A 21,464-nucleotide genomic window follows, 5' to 3' on the forward strand; every position below is an offset into this window, starting at 1 on the left:
CCCCCTTAGTTTGTTTCCATTTTGGTTTTTTCCAGCACATGAAATTCAGCATCTGTCATCTCCCGCAACGCTTCGATCGAAACATCGGAGAGCCTTTCTATGAGGTACATTTTTCCTTCAAGAAACTTAAATACAGCATGTTCGGTGACAATCATATCTGCTTTTCTTGTACCGCTGCTTGGAAAGGATAATTTTTTCACAATTTTCGGACTACCGTCTTTAGACAAGTGCATGGAAGCAATAATCATCCGCCTGGCTCCCGCAACTAAATCCATGGCCCCTCCCACTCCAAGAATGGTTTTTCCGGGCACTGCCCAATTGGCGACTTCTCCCGTTTCATCGACCTGTAAAGCTCCCAATACAGCAGTATCGATATGTCCTCCGCGAATCATCAGGAAAGAATCCGAACTATCAAAGAGTGATGCCCCTGTGTCCATGGAAACGGGCTTCTTGCTGGCACTGATCAAATCCATATCAATATCGTCATCAGACGGAGTCGGACCCATCCCGAGAAGACCGTTTTCTGATTGAAGGTAAACCTTTTTGTCATCGAGGTAATCCGGAATAATGGTTGGAATGCCTACTCCCAGATTGACAATTTCTCCTTCCTTCAATTCCTGTGCTACCCTTTTGGCGATTTTAATTCTGTCAGATAGACTCAATGTATCTCCCTCCTTTTTTTACATATTGATTGATTACGACATAATCTACGTATAAGTGAGGGGTTACCACTTCTTCCGGTGCAAATGAACCAGCTTCCACAACCTCATCCACTTCAGCTATAACTACCTTCGCTGCCGTTGCCATAACCGGATTGAAGTTCCTCGCTGTTTTGTCATAAATCAGATTTCCCAGTGTATCAGCCTTAAGTGCTTTAATAATGGCTACATCCCCTTTAATTGCTTTTTCAAAAATGTAGGATTCGCCATCGATCACTTTCTCTTCCTTCCCTTCAGCAAGCTTGGTCCCGGCACCTGTCTTCGTATAGAAGCCGCCGATGCCTGCCCCGCCGCACCGGATGGCTTCTGCCAATGTGCCCTGAGGAATTAATTCAATCTCCAGTTCACCTTTTGACCAGGCCTTAACGGCATCTCGATTAGTGGTAAAATAAGAGCCTTTCGCTTTTTTCAGCTTCCCTGCCACCAGCAGTTTTCCGAGCCCCTTCCCTTCCTCACCTAAATTGTTGCTGATGACTGTAAGGTTTTCTTTATCGGATTTCACCAGCTCATCAATTAAAGTAAGCGGTGTTCCCGATAGGCCGAATCCTCCTACAAGCAATGTGTCGCCGCTTTTAATGAACTGCAGTGCATCAGCAGGATTTAATTGTTTTTTCATTATGTTCCTCCTCTTGTCTCTGGGTTTCCGAGTAATTTATATAAGCAGACAATGATTTGATGGCTGTATTTTCATGAAAGAAGTAAGGTTTCTTTGTTTCCTTTAATATGTCAATGGCCAGCTCCCCCTGGTATCCCTGCGACATGAAAATCGGAATAAAAATACTATCTCCTTCCTCCATCAGCTTTTTCATTTGTTCCGAAAGAATTTCATTTTGATAGTCTACCTGGAAAGGGAAAGGAACAATGATATTATCAAAGTCACCCGATTTATGAAGCACCTCCAGACAGGTTGTCAATTTTGACAGATCATCGTATACAATGGTGGTCAAATCTATAGGATTCATGAATGACTTCTCTATACCTGTAATTGTTTTCATTTTCTGCTGAAGTTCTGATGACAGGGGCTGAAGCGGAATCCCGTACTTATCGCATAAATCCGCCAGATAAATGGAAGTAGCCCCTGCCCAGGAAAAGATAGCCGTACGCTTTCCTGCTGCCTTTTGGTATGTATCAAACAGCCATGAAAGAGCAACCACTTCATCAATGCTTTCGGCTTTTACCAGTCCTGGGTGATTGACCATATCCCAGGGAATGGAGTAATCATTGTTTCTTCCAAGGTGATATTTAACGGCAATTCTTGAAATCTCCGAATGGCCGATTGGCAGCAGGATCACCGGCTTCTGTTCGATATAGGCCTGGTGCAGCAGCCGGAAAAAACGCTCCTCCTCAGAAATAGATTCAATGATTAATAGAATGGTTTCTGTTGATGGGTCACTAATTAAAAATTCAAAGCAGTCATTAATCGTGATATCCATCTCATTTCCAGGTGACAGCCAATAGGAAAAACCGAGGCCTTTTTCATTGGCATCAAGTACAGCCCGGCCTAAACTTCCTCCATGACTGATCAATCCAACAGATCCCTTATGAAAATTCTTAGGTTCAAAACGGGGTGAAAAAGAGATTCCCCAGTTTCCTATAAAATGATAAAATCCGGGTGAGTTTGGCCCATAAACCGCCGTTTCTGTACCTTTAACAATTTCCTTCAGCTCTTCTTCCCTGTAAATTCCATCCGGCCCGCTTTCAGAAAAGCCGGAGCTGATGATGATGACACTCTTCACTTGTTTTTTTACACATTCTCTTAGGATGTCAGGGGTATGTTTGAAAGGAACAATTACACATGCCAAATCGACTTCTTCACTGATCTCCAGCACACTCGGATAGCAGTGAATTCCCGAAATGGTGTCATGGTTTGGGTTTACAAGATAAATCTCCCCGGAAAACTTTGATTTTTGAAGATTGACCATGACACGTCCCGCATTTTGATGGAACCTTTCCGAAGCTCCTATTATGGCAATGCTTTTAGGGGAAACAAGCGTCTGCAATGATCTCATGATTTTAATAATCCCCCTTCTAATTTTTTTACCTTTCGAACAATGGTAGAAGGATTCACTTCCAGCACACGGGCAATGCCCCGATAGGATTTCTCTGACTGTGACGCCTTATAGATCAGCTCTCTTTCAAGCAGATCTACAGCTTCTTTTAGCGGTAATAACTGATTTACGACAATGGCTTGATCCTGACTCATTCCTTGGTTATCGCCTTTGCTAAATAAAGAAAGAACCTCCTGCTCCCCCACTTCGGGATTCGAAGCTGTTACGTATATTCTTTCAATCATATTGACGAGTTCCCTTACATTCCCTGGCCACTGATAATTAGTCAGAACCTGTATGGCTTTCTTGGTGAATTTGAGATGTTTGTGGTATTTTGCTGCAAACATCCTTGCATACGCATCAATTAGGATTGGAATATCTTCGACCCTTCTTCTTAATGGCGGAATTGCTATGGGGATAACATTCAGCCTGTAAAATAAGTCCTCCCGAAAACTTCCTTCCACAACCAATTCTTTAAGATCCCTGTTGGTAGCTGCTATTACCCGCACATCAATCTTTGTCGTTTTGGATGATCCTACCCTGTTAATCTCCATTTCCTGCAATACCCTTAGAAGCTTGACCTGCAGGTGGTTTGGGATTTCCCCAATCTCGTCCAGAAAGATGGTTCCATTATCTGCTTGTTCAAATAAACCGGCTTTTCCCTTTTTTAAGGCACCTGTAAAGGCACCGCCTTCGTATCCAAAAAGCTCAGACTCCATCAGTGATTCAGGAATAGCCCCACAATTCACCTTAATAAATGGCCCTTCCGACCTCGGACTCGACTGCTGGATCAGCTTGGCGATTTCCTCTTTCCCCACTCCCGATTCACCTGATAATAGAACCGTTACATCCACCTTTGCCACCTGCTGAACGGTCTCAAGCAGCCTTTCCATTTCAGGTGATTTGGCTATGAACGTCTCCGATCTCTCGGAAAGATGCATATGCTCCAATATCGACTTTGTTTTTGCCAGCTCACTTCTGAGCGCATCGAATTCAGTCATGTCCTTCACATTGATAACAACTCTATCAATTTGATTGCTGCTGTTCTTAATGGGATTTGCCGTTATAATTAATGAATTTTTATTGTCTTTGCTTGTTTCCATGATGTTATGCGATCTGCCCTTAGCTTCTACCTGCCGGGCGATATCTTTTATGTAGTCAGGACTCTCATTTCTTACATCAAAAAGCTGCCTGAAGCTCTGGTTGCATTTAATAATGGCTCCTTCCCCATCGGTAATGCAGATTCCGTCTGTAGAGTTATCCAGTATCGTTTCCTGTTCCTTCAAGAGCTGCTTGACGGATTCAAGTTCACTCGATACAAATTCGATTTCTGAAATATCCTGAAAGACACCAACCGCTCCCACAAGAGTTTTGCCATCATAGAGCGGTGTTCGATGGGTTAAATATTTTCTTTTTCCTACCCGGTACTTTTCTGTATGTCCCTTTCCTGTACGGATAACATTCAATAACCCGCTTGGAGTGACAACATCTGTCAAAAACTTGCCAAGGGCTTTCTCCTTAGTTGTCATAGCCATTTTTTCTGCCGGAGGATTCATTGAGGTAATCCTTCCCTCCAAATCGATGGAAAGAATCCCATTATGTGCCGAATTAAAAATAGCATCCATTCGATTGAGCTCCACCTGAGAAGTTCTGGCATAGGCGGCCAGATACTGTTCTTTTGTCAGGAAACCGGTGATCTGCCTGCTTTTATTAAGGATTGGCCAGATTTCCTGATCATTGAGCTTTATATTGTTTAATTCATCCATTTCGTTAAGGAAACAAAAGTCAGTCTGGTAAATTTCTGATAGTACCTTATGTTGATTTAACAAACCTTCTAATAGATTATGCTCTGTAAAGCATCCCGCTAACTCATCTCTAACGTTATAGACCAGCCCGCCTTTCATATGGGATTCAAGTAAGGTTTTTGCAGCTCTATCGATGTAATCGTTTTCAAAAAATTTAATAGAAGTACGAGTCATCGCGTCTTTTACTAACAATTTTCCCGCTCCCTCTGAGTGATTCACTCATAAATTATTAATGCAAGAAGTATGCCAACATTAGAAAATTAATAAAATGCTGATATTTCTCACATTTTGTAATATTTAAACTATATATCCACTAAAAAAATGTTGCAATACCGCAACAGGTGTTGCGGCAACGCATTAAAGGTTGAATAAAACAAGTTTGCAAAAGGGAAAAGCACCTATTTATCCTGTTTATCCTTTTAATTTCGTTGCGTTTTAGCAACACTACTTGAATTTAATAAATAGAAAGGAGAGCCTCGTTGGCGACAGGCCTGGTACAATTTTTTCAAAAAAAACAAAAAGGGACTCCACATCAAAGTGAAGTCCCCATAATAACTAGATTAAGAAAATAGTTTAATAAGGAAGCTCAATAAAATCCCCACAACCCCAAAGTCCGAGTCTCCAAAAGTAGTTCCTTCAAACCCTAGTGATCCCAGAACCGGCAGCAATAAGGCCGGAAGGAATGAGATTAATAGACCGTTGGCAAATGCTCCGATCATTGCTCCTCGTCTGCCTCCAGTGGCATTTCCGAAAACCCCTGCCGCTGCACCTGTGAAGAAGTGCGGAATCAGGCCTGGCACAATTATTTTCAGGCCGAATAATGGAAGAAGGAACATGGAAAGCAAACCAGCTACGAAGCTGAATAGGAATCCGATAATAACTGCATTTGGAGCAAAAGGGAACACTGCCGGGCAATCAAGGGCAGGCTTCGCATCTTTAACCACTTTATCAGCGATTCCTTTAAAAGCTGGAACGATTTCTGCAATCAGCATCCGCACACCGGCAAGGACTACATATACACCAGCTGCAAACGTAATGGCCTGCATGAGCGAGAATACAAGGAAGTTAACTCCGCCGCTCAATTCAGATTCTACATAGCCTTTTCCGGCGATCGGCGCCACAACCAGGAAGAGAATCGTCATTGTGAGAGACATCGCAACAGATGTATCGCGCAGGAATCCAAGTGATTTTGGCACTTTGATATCCTCCGTCGATTTGGATTTATCCCCTACACGCTTTCCAATAAAGCCGGAAACAAAGTAGCCGAAAGATCCAAAGTGGCCGACAGCTATGCTGTCATTGCCAGTGATTTCGCGTACATACGGCTGGACAAGCGCAGGCATGAATACCATTAATAATCCCAGAATAATAGACCCGATAATGATCAGCGGAAGCCCTGTTACTCCGCCAGTTGCGAATACAGCTGAGATCAGGCAAGCCATGAATAAAGTATGATGGCCGGTAAGGAAAATATATTTAAACGGTGTAAAACGGGCAATTATTATGTTCATGACCATCCCGAAAAGCATGATCATCGCAGTTTCTTTCCCAAATGTCTGCTGGGCAATCGCTACGATGGCTTCGTTGTTCGGAATAACGCCCTGGATATGAAAAGCCTTTTCAAACATTTTTCCGAAAATATCAAGTGAGCCTATTAAGATGCTTGCTCCTCCATTCAGGATGAGAAAGCCCATAATCGTTTTAAGCGTACCTGATATAACATCGGCAATGCCCTTCTTCTGCAGAAGCAAGCCAAACAAGGCGAATAAACCAACCAGGATGGCGGGCGTGCCCAGTATATCATTCATGATAAAATCAAACATGTTTACCCCTCCTTTTAAATCCTCTGTATCTATCTTTCATCTAACAGTTTTTCAGGTTATACTGTATTTGTTCTTTTTATTTTTCAGCGGGCGAGTCTATCGCCTGCTCTTTTTTTCTCTATTATGATAAATGGGATTCCAATGCAGCTTTTAGCTCGTTTTGGTCAAGGATGTTTGTCAAACCAATGATCGTTCTTGTTCCGTCATCCAAAGTGGAAATCAGGTCTTTAGATCCCAGGTAGATATCCGCTTTTTCAGATTTAGCCGTAGTTAAATCAGTATGTGAAACATCTGCTTCCACTCCCAGTTGGCTTAAAACTGTTTTCACGTTCATTTCTACGATAAAGCTGCTTCCAAGTCCGTTTCCGCACACTACCAGAATTTTTTTCATTTTTATTTCCTCCTTAGTCTTGTGAATATTGGTTAATAATTTCTAATACGTCAGCTTGAGTATCAGCATTCTGCAGTTTTTCAAGGTTATCGCTGTCAGACAGCATTTTAGACAGCTGGGATAATGCTTTTAAATGGGTTTCATTATCGATGGCTGCCAGCACAAAGAATAATCTTACCTGATGCTCCGGCTTTTCCGAAAAAGCACAGCTTTCCTTTAATTGCAGGAAGCTCATTCCCAGCTTGTTCACGCCAGCTTCAGGGCGGGCATGAGGAAGGGCTATTCCCGGCGCGATGACAATATATGGTCCCATTTCATTCACGTTTTCAATCATGGCATCAATATAATGCTGGCTGATGGATTGATCGGCCAATAGCGGCTGTGATGCCATTTGCAGTGCTTCCTGCCAGCTTGCAGCCGAATCTGCAAATTGAATTTTATCGGCGGTTAGAACTTCATTTAACATTGGCTTTTGATCCACCTCACTTTTTGCTTCTTTATTTGATTGATAGTAAACCTTCAATTCCTGGATCAGCATGCTTTCGTCATTTATATCTGCATGCTTCCGGATAATGTCCATCAATGCGTCTATGTTTTCTGATTTCGGCCTTTTTTCTGATGCCTGAACCTGCTTAAGCAGAGATTCCTTCTCAGACGGGTTAAGAATCGGATTTACAATAAGCACCGGTACATGTTTCCGAGATACTGGCGCTGTCGAAATGACAAAGTCCAAATCTGCCAGGGACGCTTTCTCATATTCACGGACGGTGTATACATTCGCCACATCGACAAACGGCATGAGATCTTCAATTTGTTTCTGAAGGATTCGGGACGTGCCGATTCCGCTGGCACACACCACAGCTGCTTTTTTGCGGGCTTCCACCCTGACGCCTTCTTTATCAATCCATCCTCCAAAGTGCATCGCAATATAGGCCGCTTCATCATCAGATACTTTTTTGCCCAGCACGTATTCAAAATGATGAACCACTTTTTTGGTTAGGATAAACAGATCCTGATAAGACTCCTGTACAGATTTGGATAATGGATTCTCCAGTTCGATCCCATATTTGATTCGAAAGTAAGCGGGCTTTAAATGAATCAATAAATTCCGTTCAAGCTCCTTCCGATTTTGAAAAAATACGCACGCATATTTTTGAAAATCATCGACCATTCTTACTGCCATTGATTTAAGGATATCAAGGTCCTGGTTTTCCAGCTCATGTGTATCATAGTCGCTTATTTTCGCACCCAACAGGTAGGTTGCAAGATAACAGGCTTCATCATCAGGAACTTCAAGCTGGAAACCGCTTTCAATTTTCCGGCAAATAAATCGAGCAGCGGTGTACTCTTTTGTTTCTTTAATGACCTGTTTTTCAACAGGATCCATCTTGATGTATTTTTCCTGGTTAAACCTTTTGATCAGCATAAATATATGGGCACTCAGCGTCTCCATTACTTCATCTGTGTAATGAACACCGGAAAATGATTCACTTTCATTCAGAATCTCATAGATCGTTTCTAAATCAGTACGCTGAAACATTTCAGGTGACAGTCCAGGCGTGTCCTGGATGGTTAACTGAACTTCGGATAATAGATCATTCCAGCCGCGATTGGTTAAAACCTGTGATAGGCAGTAAATCAGCATTTTCCGCTTATCCTGCTCCTCACCGGCAATAAAGTAGCCTGAAGATTTATGGAAATTCAACTGAACCTGGAACTGGTTAAGCTGCTTTTTTAATTCCTTGATATCTGCCAGAAGCGTACTTCTGCTGACACCCAGCTTATCCATCAGATCCTGCAGATAAATGGTTTTCTCGCGGGTCAGGATGAGTATGGCAGTCCAGGCCATTCTTTCTTTTCGTGAAAACTCATAACCGGCAGCTTTATCAAACGAATGCAGCCGCTGTTTAACCTGCTGCTTTTCTTCTTCATCAAGAAAAAATCCAGCAGCACGGATATACTTCAGCTCATCTAAACCCTGGTCTTTGAGCCAGCTATTAATTTTGTCAACATCATAATAAACGGTCCGCTTGGAAATCTGTAATTCTTCCATAAGCTCCTGCGGAGAAACATGTGTAGGCGCATGGACCATTTTCGTCAAGATCGTCATGCAGCGCTGGTCAAGAATCATCGGGAGCGCTCCCTCCTTTAACTGATTCTATAATAGTAAGTTTGCAAAAAGTCAGACTCTAAATTCATCGAATTGTCTGCTTACTACGTATTATACTCCTGTATTACACAAATTGAAGTCCGAATTCTGTAAGGTGGTTTTTGCAAGGATTGGACTCATGGATAATCAGCTGAAAAAAAAAAAACTTCCTGATTGAATAGGAAGTGGAGGATATGCTTATTCATTTCCCTTAACAATGTGTCCATCTGCATCATAAACTGTAACCTCAACCGGCAATTTAATTTCATCTTTCTCGAAAACAGCATACCAAACCCACAAGTTATCCCGAACAAGAAAGCGGGTTGGCTGGATATTTCCCTCACTGTTAATTATGATGGTCTTGGCATCATCTTCAGCAAATCCATATAGGATGGCAAAATCCTTCTCAGATTTATTATCTGCCCGCCAGTCGATGGCTCCCCTATCTCCTTTTTCTTCGCTGAATTCCTGGAAATCCATCATCGGATATATGAACTTCTTAAATTCTGTAAATTCCTGATTGGTCAGAACAGGGATAATTCCCGAATTGGTTTCTGCAAAAACCAAGCGTGAATGGGGGTCAACCAAAAGAATCCGCTGGCAGTCTTCGCCAAATTGTTCTGAAACTCTTTCACAGATATCCTTTTCCAGGGAAACAGCAGGGATAACTGGCTTTGCAGGTTCTGCGGTGTATGAAGCCAAAAAATAAATTACACCGAATATTAATCCTAAGCTGAGTACTGCCAGTAAACTTTTTTTCATCTCACTCACCCCCCTCTAATTCTTATCATATTATATTTTTCAAGAAATAAAAGATAAAAAGAAAAAGCGAATCCCGCATATGCTCAGCGAAATTCGCTTTTCAAATTAAAATGTAAAGTTAATCAAATTCTCCCGCTTCTCCTTAAGCCCTCTCACAGTCCCCTCATAGCTCAGCAGATCCCCTGTGAGGGTTTCATTCCGATCCTTGATCATTCTCGAGACCTCATCCGGATTCGGTCCTCCCTGAAGGCTGCGGATCTGCACAAAGTATTCAGGAGAAATGATTTTCTTCCACTCTTCCTCTGACAGGGCAACAGGGACATATCCCTGAATGACTTCATTTACGTCCGCCACTTTCCAGTCGCACAGTTCTTTCTGATCCTTCACGGTTTGTTTTGAAATATAGCTGGCAATGGAGTGAGCCTTCCGGAACGGTATGCTGTAGTCTCTTGCCAGAGTGTCCGCCAGTTCGGTGATCGTGATGCACGACTTTTTGGCCATTTCTTTTGCATGGTCTTTATTGACTTTTAAAGTGGCAATCACTGCGTACATCAGCTTTAATACCCGATTGGCATTCGTAAAAGCGCGATACAGATGAGGCTGGAGATCATCTTCTGTATCAACGATATCCCCAAATGGCGTATTATGAACCATGTTCATGGCTGCATATGCTTCACCGTAGGCGCTGCTGGCAATGGATCTGGAGTGCTCAATGGAAACCGGGTTCCTTTTTTGAGGCATAATGCTGCTTACCTGCACGTAAGGATCCGCCACCTGGAAGGTGCCAAACTCTCTTGTTACATGCTGAAGGAAGTCCTGGATCCACCGGCCGGTATTCACCATGCAGGTCATCAGGGCTGATGAGGTTTCCAGCAGGTAATCTGCTCCCGCAATCGAGTCATACGAGTTTTCAATAATTCCTTCAAATCCCAATAGGTCACGGGTGCGGTCCCTGCAAATCGGAAAACCGGTCGTCGTAAGAGCCGCTGCACCGAGCGAGGATTTGTTAACGGTTTTATAAGCAGCCCAAAGCCGTTTAATATCCCTTTGGAGAACATCATAAACAGCCAGGAGATAATGCCCCAAAGTGGTCGGCTGGGCCGGCTGTGTATGGGTATAGCCGGTCATATAGGTCTCTTTATGCTCTTCAGCCTGCTCCAGCAATGCCTCACTAAGCTGATAAGCACTTCCAAGGAGCTGCAGCAAATGTTCTCTAAGCACCAGCCTGTACATCGCGATCCCCATATCATTCCGGCTCCGGGCAATGTGGATTTTTCCGGCCAATTCATCGCCAATCTCTTCTCCTATTTTCGCTTCCATCATAAAAAAGAGATCTTCAAATTGAGGCTGGTAGGATAATGAGCTGGTGTCTGACATTGCCACTTTATTAATTCCTTCCAGCATGGTTCTTGCTTCTTCTTCAGGAATGATCCCCTTTTCTGCCAGCATGATCACATGTGCCCGATGAATATCGAACATGACATGGAACAGATAGTCCCGCTGGTCATTAAAAACGGGCATCAGCAGTTCTTCTGCATATGTTTTGCCGGGAAAGACAAGGCCTTCATTTTTAATAAACTCTTCTAATTTGCTCATTTTTTCAACTCCGTTTTAAGACAATGATTTTTCAGCCTTAACTCCAAAAAACTTGTTTGATATGAACAGAACCAGTGCGATTAAAGTAATCTGGATCATACCGTAAGCTGCCGCCTGGCCCATATTGAACATTCTCAGCTGATTCATAATCTCGATGGAAATAGGGCGGTTTGAAAGGGTATACAGCAATACCGAAGTCGGAAATTCACCGACTGACTCAACAAATGCCAGTAATGTTCCTGATAAAACCCCTGGCATAATAATCGGAAGGATTACTTTTCTGAACGTATAGAACCACTTTGCCCCAAGGCTTCTTGAGGCTTCTTCTATGGAATCATCCAATTGCTCCAGTACAGCATTGGTGGATCTGACGACCAATGGAATATGGCGGATAAAATAGGCCAGAGGCAAAATCCAGAATGTGCCGACGAGAATGTTGCCAAATGAGAAGATGGTAGGCTCATTAAAAGCAAAAATCAAATTCATCCCGATAACGGTAGCCGGCAAAGCCCATGGAATCATAACTAAAATATCCACAAAGCTTTTTCCGACAAATTTCCGTTTAACGAGCACATAGGATGCCAATACCCCAAAGACCAGGTTCCCTGCTGTAGCGATAACCGACAGGATCAAGCTATTTTTCAATGGCCTGAATATGTTCGGATCCTGGAACAATAAACGATAATTTTCAAAATTAAATACCGATGGATAGGTCTGCCACGTCCAAGTTCCGTCCGGTACGAGCGATAGAAGGAGAATCGTGAAATGCGGAAGCAGCAGAATGATGACTCCCACGATTCCTGTAAAGACCAGTATCCACTTCAAAACAGGATTATTGACTTCACTGCGATGGGCGCCAATTCCTTTAGATGCCATCCGGTAATCCTTGCGGTTTTGGTACCAGCGCATAAACAGCAGGAAGCTGATCGATACAACCGATAATATAACCGATTGTGTGGCGGCCACTTCCATATCGCCATTAATCTTCGAAAAATAAATCTGCAGGCTCAGCACCCTGAATCCTCCTGCCAGGAGAAACGGCGCACTGAAGGATGCCATTGAGATCATAAACACCAATAAAGATGCGGCTACAATAGCCGGTGTCAATAATGGAAAGGTTACTTTCCAAAACACTTTAAAACGATTGGCCCCCAGATTATACGCAGCTTCTTCAAGAGATGGATCAATTTTATTAATGGCTGATGAAACAGTCATATAGAAATACACATACATAGTATATGCATGGACTATCAAAATGCCTGATATACCGCCTATTTTGAAAGGCACTTCATCCAGCCCGAATAGGTCTTTAATGGCATTGGGAATCAATCCGGTTTCCCCATACAGGAACATGAACGCCATTACCCCTACCAATGACGGCAAGACGATCGGCATAATGGCAGCCGATGCAAAGAAGCCTCTGCCCGGAAAATCATACCGGTTGAAAATGAATGCCAGCGGGATGCCGATCAGTGCACTGGCCAGGACACTTAATACCGAAATATATACAGAATTCCACAGGGCTTCCAGATTGGTCTTGGATTCCTGGGTAAAGAAGTCACTGTAATTCCCGAACGTCATGCTGCCTTCTTTTTGAAGGCTCTCCATTATGGTGCGTAAAGAGGGGTATAGAACATAAGCTATGAGAACCAGCAGGACCGGAATAAGGAGGAGCAGAGTCAGCCTTGTATCCCGATTCTTAATCATGATGCATCACCAGTCACCACAGGAATGATCCGCATCTGCTCTTCAGGCAATTCCACCCAAACCTCTGCACCCGCCTGCAGGTTTCTGGATAAGCCGCTATTCAGGGCATTCACCTGGAGCTTAAGGCCTGCAGCCCTGACCACAACATTGATGAGGGAGCCAAAGAAATGAACTTCCTCAACCATTCCTTTGAAGATATTTTTCCCTTCCGTCTCTTTTTCCAGTATTTTAATAGATTCAGGACGAATGGATAACGCCAGGTTCCCTTTGTTTTCCTGATTATAATTAAATGGGGCATTCCGGACGGAAAGCTCACTGGCACTTTCACCGTTCTGCACTTGTACAAGAATGTTTTCATCTTCTATCCTGCTGATCTTCACAGGAAGCAGATTGATTTCCCCGATAAACCCCGCTACGAAATCATTGGCTGGTTCATTATAGATTTCCGAGGGTGTTCCCACCTGGTGGCAGACCCCAAAGTTAAATACCGCAATCCGATCGCTCATGGATAGAGCTTCTGCCTGATCATGAGTAACATAGATTGTGGTGATATTATAATCTTTTTGCAATCTCAGTATTTCGCTTCTCATTTCATCGCGCAGCTTGGCATCCAGGTTACTGAGTGGCTCATCCAGGAGCAAAATCTCCGGTTCAATCACCAATGCCCTTGCCAGCGCGACACGCTGCTGCTGACCTCCGCTTAACTGGCTCACCTGACGATCGGCGTACTGCTCAAGCCTCACCTTTTGCAATACAGCCTTGACTTTTATATTGAGCTCCTTGGAGCCAAGTTTTCTAACCCTTAATCCAAAAGCGACATTCTCAAACACCGTCATGTGAGGAAAAAGGGCATAGTTTTGGAAAACCATGCCCGTATTTCTCTTTTCAGGAGGTACACGCGTCATATCCTTATCGCCGAAACGGACAACACCTTTAGTAGGATAATAGAATCCAGCAATCATCCGAAGTGTGGTGGTCTTGCCGCATCCACTTGGTCCAAGGAAGGTAAAGAATTCCCCATCCTTTATATCCAGATTTAAATGATCGACTGCAATAACCTTTCCAAAGGCTTTTTGGACATTATCTATGTTTATGGACGCCATACCTATTACACTTCCTATTCTTTAATTTCTTTTTCTCCGCTCTTAATGTTTTCATCCCAATACTTCATCCAGCTGTCGCTGTTCTCCTGGAATACCTTCCAGTCGATATCCATGCTCTTAATCTCTGTTTCTGTAATCCACTCAGGCAGTCCCTCTACGTCATCCCTTGTTGGAATGCGGTAGAATTCCTCTGCAAGGATTTTGGCTGCTTCAGACGTGTTGACAAACTCATAGAATGCTTCAGCCGCCTTCGGATGCGGAGCATCATTCACAACGGCAATCCCTTCTGTCAGGACGGGTGTTCCGCTTTCCGGAATGATGAATTCAAATGGATAATTTTTATTTTCTTTTAACATGACAACGTCAGGCATTGCCCAGACAGATAGCTTTCCTTCCCCTTTGGCCACCTTGTTGTACATCATTTCAGGATTTGCTGCGTATTCTTTCGTGTTGGCATCCAATTTCTCAAGCCATTCGTAACCGGCCGCTGTATCCTTGGAGTCCTTAAAGTCACGGTAAATCATCGCTGAAAAAATCGTTCTCATTGTTCCGGATGCCAGCGGGTAGCGGATGATGATTTCATCCTTCCACTTCGGATCGAGAAGCTCATCCCAGTCTTTTGGCGCTTCATCTTCTGATAATTCTTTGCTGTTATACATAATGACTTCCGGTGTTTGACTTGTTCCGGACCAGTGCCACTCAGGATCATGGAAGCCTTCTGCCAGACTTCCTGCATATGAAGGCTCATATGGCTTTAATAATCCTTCATCCTTTGCCTGATCGAAGTTTACAGATGGCGCTCCCCACCAGACATCAGCCTGTGGATTGTTTTTCTCGGAGCGGATCCGGTCCAGGATTTCCTGTGATCCCATATCAAGCCATTCCACATCAATCTGATATTTTTCCTCGAATTGCTGTTCAAACTTTGATAGAATATCCTTTCCATGCGGTGAATAGATAACTACCTTTTCTTCCAGCTTATTCTCTTTCTCTCCCTGCTCATTCTCAGAGCTTGAGCTGGATCCCTGTTCAGAACTGCAAGCTGAAAGCATTAGTGCAGCCGAAATGGATAAAGTGGTTAAAATCGATGCCCTTTTCTTATTTTTCATTGAAAAATCCCCCTCGTTTAAGAAAATTTGATAATACTATCATGCTCCCGCAAAAAGAGTGAAACAGCACCCAGGACTCCCGCATTATCACCTAATCTTGAAATCTTTAATTCTACTGAACTTGGAAGATAGTGATTCACGATCCTGTCCAATTTAGGCAAAATGTAATCAGATGATTTTAGAACACCACCTCCTAAAATAATGACTTCAGGATTCAATAAGCTCGCGGCATTAATGATTCCATAGGCCAGATGTTCAATGGCTTCTTCAATGACCGTAATGGCTAATTTGTCGCCTTTTTTCGCAAGCGCAAAGGCCATTTCCCCCGGCAGTTCTCCCTTTATTGCCTGAGAATAGGCAGGGTGGTCCGGATCCTGCTGAATGACTTCCGTCAGTTTTTTTCCGATTGATTTTCCGCCGGCGACACTTTCCAAATAACCGTAGCGGTGAAAGATTGGCTTAAAGTCTTTTTTCATGTCTGTTTTATCCGTCACCATATAGCCCATCTCGCCAGCAGCATTTGCATACCCGCGGTATAGCTGATTATTGATAATAATTCCGCTTCCAACACCTGTTCCGACCGCCATAAACAGAACATTCTGTTTATTTTTTGCATTTCCGAGCCATTGCTCCCCAAGTGCTCCAACATTCACATCATTGTCCACATGAACCGGGAAAGAGAAGTATTTGTTCGCTTCCGCTAAGAACGGGTATCGAATCCAGTTGAGGCTTGGTGCTTCCAAGACGACTCCGCTGGATGTTTGTGTAATCCCCGGAACCCCTGCTCCCATTCCAAGCACTTGATCCAGGGGGATTTGGCATTCCTCCAGCATGGACTGCACTTCTTTGGCGATTTGTTTTAAAAGTCCAGATTCTAAAAATTGACAGGTTGAAAAACTGCTGGAATGGACAATGTTGCCTCCGAGATCGCTAATGACTGTCTTTACTTTCGTGCCGCCGATATCTGTTCCGATTACATAAGCCGCTTTTTCATTGAAATATAGATGTATCGGTCTCCTTCCGCCTTGTGAAGACGATTCGCCTATCCCCTTTTCATACACCCACTTTTCCCCTATCAATTCATCTACCAGTAAAGAAACAGTCGGCTTGCTTATGGAAATCTTCGCAGCAATCTCGGCCCTTGAAGTCGGTGAATTTTCCTGAATCCATTGAAGTACTCTCTTTTTATTGATTGATTTCATTTGCATCGGTGTCCCATTAAAATTCATCACATCACGGCCTTAATTGATTTGGTTAGTAAATATTACTAATTAACTTCAATATAACCTACCTGGTAATCGTTTACAACCCATCATTTTTAATTTTATGATAATTGCGATTATTTATATGACTAAAGGAGGATTTTAATTAAATTAATTTTTAGAATATTGAATTATTAGCAGATTTACCCTATTATGAAATTTATTAGGCGGGTAGTTGTAGGTAGTTAGTTAGGATGTTTAACTAACCTGCTTTAGACCCATGATGAAAGGAGTGTAAGAGTAGCGCTGTTAAACCATTTCGAAAGGGGTTACACGAATTGAAAAAAATCTTTATTTATTTTTTGTCCTTAGCGTTAATTCTCTCCCTTCTGCCTCTTAGCGGAAGTGCCCAGTCAGAAGAGCATGACCCCGACCTATGGAGTGCAGTGAAGCCGCTGGACACAACAGTCAGCTTTTTGAATACAGGAGCACATCCTGACGATGAGCGCAGTGACTTTCTTGCTTACTTATCAAGAGGACTTGGTGTTAAAACCTCAAGCCTGATTGCCAACCGCGGCGAGGGCGGCCAGAATGAAATCGGGCAGGAGCTTGGGAACGGCCTTGGAATTATCCGCTCCCGGGAAATGATTGAAGCAGCAAAGATCACCGGAGTTAAAGCCTACCATTTGAGTGAAACAACCTCTGATACCATCTATGATTTCGGCTTTTCCAAAACAAAGGATGAAACCTTAAGCCACTGGGGCAAGGACCTTACTTATGAAAGATTAATTCGTTTTATTCGTACTTACCAGCCAGATATCGTCATGCCATCCTTCAGAGACTCGGATACCCAGCACGGACACCACCGCACAATGACCATTCTCAGCCAGGAAGCCTTCAAAGATGCCGCAGATCCTAACATTTTTCCTGAACAATTAAAAGAGGGATTATCCGTCTGGCAGACAAAGAAGTTCTATTTGCCGGCAGACAGTAAAGATACAGCAGATACATCGATTGAAATAGGCATGCTTGATCCTATCTACGGCATGTCCTATCCGCAAATCGGCGAGGAATCACGCTATATGCACAAAAGCCAGGGAATGGGCAATGACATCCCTGTCGCGCCAAGACAAACGCATCTGGAGTTAGTAGATAGTGCGGTTGAAACAAATGGCAGCAATGATCTTTTTGCCGGTATCCCATATGACTTTAACGAATGGGCAAAAACGTTTCCTAAGAAAGAAAAAGCATTGCAGGTGTATTTTACAAAATTCCAAAAAAGCCTGGATGGAATTATCTCCAGCTACCCTAGCCATAGCCAGGTATTCAGTAAGACGCAGCAAGCATTAAAAGAAGCAGACCGTTTAGTAAAGAAAACGGAGAAATCCAAGCTTGATTCCCAGCTGAAGTCTGATCTTCTTCATAAGCTGGAAGTGAAAAAAGAACAGCTGCTGAATGTGAGCCTGGTATCCTCCGACCTTGAGATTAATGCACAGGCGGAGACCAATATCCTGACAAAAGGGCAGAAAACGGCTGTTACTGTTACCTTAACGAATAATGGCAGTCAGAAGCTGAAGAATGCTGATGTTGAACTGATCACTCCTGAGGGCTGGAAGGTTTCTAATAAGTCCAAGGCTGCTGACCTTGCACCCGGTAAAACGGCTGAAGTTACTTTTAAGGTCCAAGTTCCAGCTGATGCAGCGTATTATCACGCATACGAAACCCCTGCCATACAGGCAAAGGTCAGCTATGAATCAGCCGGTGCAAAGACAGTGACTGTCTCTGAACTGGATGGCACCATTGCCGTTCTGCCGGACGTTGGCCTTACCCTTTCTCCTGAAGATCTGGTTATAAATACCGCTGACGTTCAGGAAGAAGTGCCTGTAAATGTAAAAGTGAAAAATTACCGTGAAGGAGCTGCACAGGCTTCCGTATCCTTAAATGTTCCGGAAGGATGGTCAGTAAGCCCGGAAAAGGCTGAAGTTAACTTCGAAGCCTCATTGGAGGAAAAAGAGGTTACCTTTACACTGAGCCCGCCTGCGGATATTCAGGAAGGTGACTTTAAACTATCCGCCGAGGCAGCCGTAAATGGAAAGAGCTTTGATTCAACAGTTCAGGAAATTCAATATGACCATATCGGAACATTTTATTACCTGTATCCAGCCCAGGTCAATGGGGTCGCCTTTGAATTGCTGGCACCAGAAGGCCTAAAGGTCGGCTACATTGAAAGCGGTTTTGATAAAGTGGCAGATTACTTGTCCAATGCAGGACTTGATGTGACGAAGCTTACTGAGACCGATCTTTCTTCAGGGGACTTAAGCCAATACGATACAATCGTGGTTGGTATCCGTGCCTACCTGTCGCGTGAAGACTTAACAGCAAATAATGAACGTTTAAAGGAATACGTCGCAAATGGCGGGCACATGGTGGTCCAATACCATAAGCCAAACGATGGCTGGGTAACGGAAGACACTGCGCCATACCCGCTGACTATCGGAAATCCATCCATCAGGTGGAGGGTAACCGATGAAAATGCACCTGTTACCGTTCTGCAGCCTGAATCGCCGCTCTTCAACTATCCAAATAACATTACTGAAGACGACTGGGCCAACTGGATACAGGAAAGAGGATTATACTATCCAATGCAGTGGGATGACCGCTTTGAAACCTTCATTCGCATGGGTGATCCGAACGAGGAGCCATTTGATGGCGGCATTCTCATGGCCGATTACGGAGAAGGCACCTACCTTTATACCAACCTGGTATTCTATCGCCAGATTCAAGGCCAGGTCCCGGGAGGCTACCGCATTTTTACAAACTTGATCAGCTATGGCCAAAATAAATAACATATTAGGAACAGCTGCGGATGCGGCTGTTCTTTTTTAATGCCCATGTGATTCAACTCACTTCATTCATTTTCCATGTATTGTAAGATATAGCTGAAGAGAGGTGCAATCATGGAAAAGAACTGGTCTGTTCCCCTGGAGCATGGTGAGTATGTAAATAACCTAGGGCTGCTGATCAATGATGCTATGGCAGCTGTCAGCCAGACAGGATACTATGTCAATATTGTCACACCGGGTAAGCTAGAAAATCCAGATGACTACTTAACAGATGGCACTTCGGAAATGTGGAGGGTATGTTCTGAGGATGGGACATGTGGACTGTGCAAATTAAGTGGGAAAGCTGCAAATAGCAAGGGTCGTTTTGCAAATAGCAGCCTACTTTCTGCTAATAAAATATTCGGGAAACAGCCATTGTCTAATACTTTCATATAGAGTTGGATAATATGCAAATAGAGCACAAAAACCTGCAAATAAACTCCTATATAAAAAAATAAATTAAGATTACTATCGAAAATAACTTATTATCATAGAAAGGAGAGACATACTTGATTATTAAAAGCCTGAAAGTCCCCGAAATTAACCTACAGCTTGAAGCGTTGTTAAGAAGAACGCCCGAACAGCATCCCGCGCGAGAAAAAATGACCTCAGATTATAAAATGAGAAGCGCTGGCTTTAAGGGAGAAGAAAGATTATTTTATTACTTAAGCTTTCTAGATCCTAAAAAATATTGGATTTTTCATAACCTGCGGCTATCAAGCGGAACACACTTCTTCCAGATCGATGCATTGCTGATAACTACGAACTTCGCTCTCATTTTAGAAGTTAAAAATTGGACAGGAACTTTGATTTTCGACCATCATTTTCAGCAGCTCCTCCGCATTCACAATGACAAAGAGGAAGGGTTTCACGACCCCATTTCACAAGCCCGACATCAGACGAATCAGTTTAGAACGTGGCTCAATTTTAATGGATTTCCCGGGATTCCTGTAGAATTCTTAGTTGTGATCAGCCATCCTTCCACCATAATTAAAACCGATAAAGATCCACTGAGTATATCTAACAAAGTTCTACACTCCCATCATCTTTTATACAGAATTAATGAGATTGAAAATAAGTACCATCAAGAAAAAACTGACCTTAAAGAGATACGGAAGCTGTGCCGAACTTTGTTAAAAAAACATAATCCTTCACCATCCGAGATTCTCGAGCACTTCAATGTCTCAGCTGAGGAAGTTCTCACTGGTGTTAGCTGTCCTAAATGCACTTCCCTTCCGATGATTTTCCATTGGGGGAAATGGCACTGCCCAATGTGTATGTTTTCCTCTCTCTGGCACATGAAGCGGCTATCCAAGACTACTTCCGGCTTATTAAGCCGTCAATTACCAACTGGGAATTCCGCTCATTTACCCATATACCCTCCCCCTATACGGCTTCAAGATTACTCTCCAGAATGAACCTTTCTTTTAAAAGAAATAAAAGACACCGAATTTACGAAAAATCCCCTGAATAGTGATTAACTGCACAAATATTTCTATTCAATTATTTTATAATCAGGCTGAATTGAGGTGCTAATATGGAACAGAACTGGTCTATTTCACTTGAGCATGGTAATTACGCTAGTGATTTGGAGCTTCTGATCAACGATGCGATGGCGGCAGTAAGCCAGACAGCTAAAGGATATTATGTCAATATAGTCACACCAGCTGAGTTAGGTAATCCCGATAACTATCTAACTGAAGCGCTGCTCATATACTTCGGAAATAAAGCAGACACTCAATTTATCGATCAATGCGGATGCGGGGGGTATGTTTTGAGGGTATGGAAAAACAAGTGAGGGACCTGACGATTTTGTGTGATTATAAGAACAGGCATGTCATCTTGAATTATTATTATGAAGAGGGGCTTATTGATCGGGATGGTATCAGCTTTAATGAGATTTACGTCCACGAGGGGACGATATATTTTATCAAAAACAGAAAGCGGATCGTAACCATCAACTCGAAGAAGTATCGTAATATATTGATAGGCGAGGATTTTCAAAATTACTATATTATGCGGAGAGATAAAAATCGTCTTGATATCTATTTTCCTTAAACGGAGCTGCGAAAGCGCTGGATACGCTTTTGCAGCTTTTTTTATTTGGGAGGAATATATCTATTTGCAAGAAGCCTGAATCTATTTGCGAGCTCCCAGTTCTTTTTCCA

18 protein-coding genes are annotated in these 21,464 nt (G+C 43.1%); 5 read left to right on the plus strand and 13 right to left on the minus strand.

All coding sequences use genetic code 11. The features are described from left to right. Nucleotides 1-5 precede the first annotated feature (5 nt). The 13 genes from A361_RS25125 to A361_RS25185 form a co-directional block, all read right to left on the minus strand. Nucleotides 6-662, minus strand: coding sequence for a 3-oxoacid CoA-transferase subunit B (locus tag A361_RS25125; RefSeq protein ID WP_019380733.1), 657 nt, complete (start codon nt 660-662; stop codon nt 6-8). Then, entirely contained in the window at nt 649-1,335 is a 687-nt protein-coding gene (locus A361_RS25130; protein ID WP_019380732.1) for a CoA transferase subunit A, read from the minus strand. The genes A361_RS25125 and A361_RS25130 overlap by 14 nt, the downstream gene beginning before the upstream one ends. Then, entirely contained in the window at nt 1,310-2,728 is a 1,419-nt protein-coding gene (locus A361_RS25135) for a CoA-binding protein (protein WP_019380731.1), read from the minus strand. The genes A361_RS25130 and A361_RS25135 overlap by 26 nt, the downstream gene beginning before the upstream one ends. Beyond that, nucleotides 2,725-4,764, minus strand: a complete 2,040-nt coding sequence (locus A361_RS25140) for a sigma 54-interacting transcriptional regulator (RefSeq protein WP_019380730.1) — start codon at nt 4,762-4,764, stop codon at nt 2,725-2,727. Before A361_RS25140 ends, A361_RS25135 begins: the two co-directional genes overlap by 4 nt. 368 nt (nt 4,765-5,132) lie before the next feature. After that, nucleotides 5,133-6,395 (minus strand): PTS ascorbate transporter subunit IIC, encoded by a 1,263-nt coding sequence (locus A361_RS25145; protein WP_009332099.1) that lies wholly within the window; start codon nt 6,393-6,395, stop codon nt 5,133-5,135. A 121-nt stretch (nt 6,396-6,516) separates the two neighbouring features. After that, nucleotides 6,517-6,786 carry a PTS sugar transporter subunit IIB gene (locus A361_RS25150; protein ID WP_009332100.1) on the minus strand — a complete coding sequence of 90 codons (270 nt, stop codon included), beginning with the start codon at nt 6,784-6,786 and terminating at the stop codon, nt 6,517-6,519. A 13-nt stretch (nt 6,787-6,799) separates the two neighbouring features. After that, on the minus strand, nt 6,800-8,917 hold the full coding sequence (locus A361_RS25155) for a BglG family transcription antiterminator (RefSeq protein ID WP_019380728.1): 2,118 nt from the start codon (nt 8,915-8,917) through the stop codon (nt 6,800-6,802). A gap of 216 nt (nt 8,918-9,133) precedes the next feature. Beyond that, nucleotides 9,134-9,697, minus strand: coding sequence for a hypothetical protein (locus tag A361_RS25160; RefSeq protein WP_019380727.1), 564 nt, complete (start codon nt 9,695-9,697; stop codon nt 9,134-9,136). Nucleotides 9,698-9,802: 105 nt separating this feature from the next. Beyond that, complete coding sequence (gene argH, locus A361_RS25165; protein WP_019380726.1) at nt 9,803-11,293, minus strand: argininosuccinate lyase; 1,491 nt, start codon at nt 11,291-11,293, stop codon at nt 9,803-9,805. 15 nt (nt 11,294-11,308) lie between these two features. Next, nucleotides 11,309-13,000, minus strand: a complete 1,692-nt coding sequence (locus A361_RS25170) for an ABC transporter permease (protein WP_019380725.1) — start codon at nt 12,998-13,000, stop codon at nt 11,309-11,311. Next, nucleotides 12,997-14,103 carry an ABC transporter ATP-binding protein gene (locus tag A361_RS25175; RefSeq protein WP_019380724.1) on the minus strand — a complete coding sequence of 369 codons (1,107 nt, stop codon included), beginning with the start codon at nt 14,101-14,103 and terminating at the stop codon, nt 12,997-12,999. The genes A361_RS25170 and A361_RS25175 overlap by 4 nt, the downstream gene beginning before the upstream one ends. A gap of 14 nt (nt 14,104-14,117) precedes the next feature. After that, the gene (locus A361_RS25180) at nt 14,118-15,212 is read right to left on the minus strand and encodes an extracellular solute-binding protein (protein WP_019380723.1); all 1,095 of its coding nucleotides are present in this window, start codon (nt 15,210-15,212) and stop codon (nt 14,118-14,120) included. Between the two features lie 17 nt (nt 15,213-15,229). After that, nucleotides 15,230-16,414 (minus strand): ROK family transcriptional regulator, encoded by a 1,185-nt coding sequence (locus tag A361_RS25185; RefSeq protein WP_236887946.1) that lies wholly within the window; start codon nt 16,412-16,414, stop codon nt 15,230-15,232. 338 nt (nt 16,415-16,752) lie between these two features. On the opposite strand from A361_RS25185, the gene A361_RS25190 reads away from it, so the two are divergent. The 5 genes from A361_RS25190 to A361_RS25210 all read left to right on the plus strand — a co-directional run bounded on the left by A361_RS25190 (nt 16,753) and on the right by A361_RS25210 (nt 21,354). Further along, nucleotides 16,753-19,260 carry an NEW3 domain-containing protein gene (locus tag A361_RS25190; protein ID WP_019380721.1) on the plus strand — a complete coding sequence of 836 codons (2,508 nt, stop codon included), beginning with the start codon at nt 16,753-16,755 and terminating at the stop codon, nt 19,258-19,260. A 111-nt stretch (nt 19,261-19,371) separates the two neighbouring features. Further along, on the plus strand, nt 19,372-19,692 hold the full coding sequence (locus tag A361_RS31025; protein ID WP_033196501.1) for a hypothetical protein: 321 nt from the start codon (nt 19,372-19,374) through the stop codon (nt 19,690-19,692). Between the two features lie 113 nt (nt 19,693-19,805). Next, nucleotides 19,806-20,714 carry a nuclease-related domain-containing protein gene (locus A361_RS29590; RefSeq protein ID WP_236887948.1) on the plus strand — a complete coding sequence of 303 codons (909 nt, stop codon included), beginning with the start codon at nt 19,806-19,808 and terminating at the stop codon, nt 20,712-20,714. Nucleotides 20,715-20,833: 119 nt separating this feature from the next. Then, entirely contained in the window at nt 20,834-21,094 is a 261-nt protein-coding gene (locus A361_RS25205; RefSeq protein ID WP_009332110.1) for a CGCGG family rSAM-modified RiPP protein, read from the plus strand. Then, nucleotides 21,079-21,354, plus strand: a complete 276-nt coding sequence (locus A361_RS25210; protein WP_019380720.1) for a hypothetical protein — start codon at nt 21,079-21,081, stop codon at nt 21,352-21,354. Before A361_RS25205 ends, A361_RS25210 begins: the two co-directional genes overlap by 16 nt. The last annotated feature ends 110 nt before the right edge of the window (nt 21,355-21,464 follow it).

Origin of the sequence: Cytobacillus oceanisediminis 2691 (genome assembly GCF_000294775.2) — a bacterium.
GTDB lineage: Bacteria > Bacillota > Bacilli > Bacillales > Cytobacillaceae > Cytobacillus > Cytobacillus pseudoceanisediminis.

Coding starts and splice junctions, on each gene's coding strand:
- A361_RS25130 (WP_019380732.1), bottom strand. CDS start 1,335: ATGAAAAAACAATTAAATCCTGCTGATGCACTGCAGTTCATTAAAAGC.
- A361_RS25135 (WP_019380731.1), bottom strand. CDS start 2,728: ATGAGATCATTGCAGACGCTTGTTTCCCCTAAAAGCATTGCCATAATA.
- A361_RS25145 (WP_009332099.1), bottom strand. CDS start 6,395: ATGTTTGATTTTATCATGAATGATATACTGGGCACGCCCGCCATCCTG.
- A361_RS25150 (WP_009332100.1), bottom strand. CDS start 6,786: ATGAAAAAAATTCTGGTAGTGTGCGGAAACGGACTTGGAAGCAGCTTT.
- A361_RS25155 (WP_019380728.1), bottom strand. CDS start 8,917: ATGATTCTTGACCAGCGCTGCATGACGATCTTGACGAAAATGGTCCAT.
- A361_RS25160 (WP_019380727.1), bottom strand. CDS start 9,697: ATGAAAAAAAGTTTACTGGCAGTACTCAGCTTAGGATTAATATTCGGT.
- argH (WP_019380726.1), bottom strand. CDS start 11,293: ATGAGCAAATTAGAAGAGTTTATTAAAAATGAAGGCCTTGTCTTTCCC.
- A361_RS25170 (WP_019380725.1), bottom strand. CDS start 13,000: ATGATTAAGAATCGGGATACAAGGCTGACTCTGCTCCTCCTTATTCCG.
- A361_RS25175 (WP_019380724.1), bottom strand. CDS start 14,103: ATGGCGTCCATAAACATAGATAATGTCCAAAAAGCCTTTGGAAAGGTT.
- A361_RS25180 (WP_019380723.1), bottom strand. CDS start 15,212: ATGAAAAATAAGAAAAGGGCATCGATTTTAACCACTTTATCCATTTCG.
- A361_RS25185 (WP_236887946.1), bottom strand. CDS start 16,414: ATGAAATCAATCAATAAAAAGAGAGTACTTCAATGGATTCAGGAAAAT.
- A361_RS31025 (WP_033196501.1), top strand. CDS start 19,372: ATGGAAAAGAACTGGTCTGTTCCCCTGGAGCATGGTGAGTATGTAAAT.
- A361_RS25205 (WP_009332110.1), top strand. CDS start 20,834: ATGGAACAGAACTGGTCTATTTCACTTGAGCATGGTAATTACGCTAGT.
- A361_RS25210 (WP_019380720.1), top strand. CDS start 21,079: ATGGAAAAACAAGTGAGGGACCTGACGATTTTGTGTGATTATAAGAAC.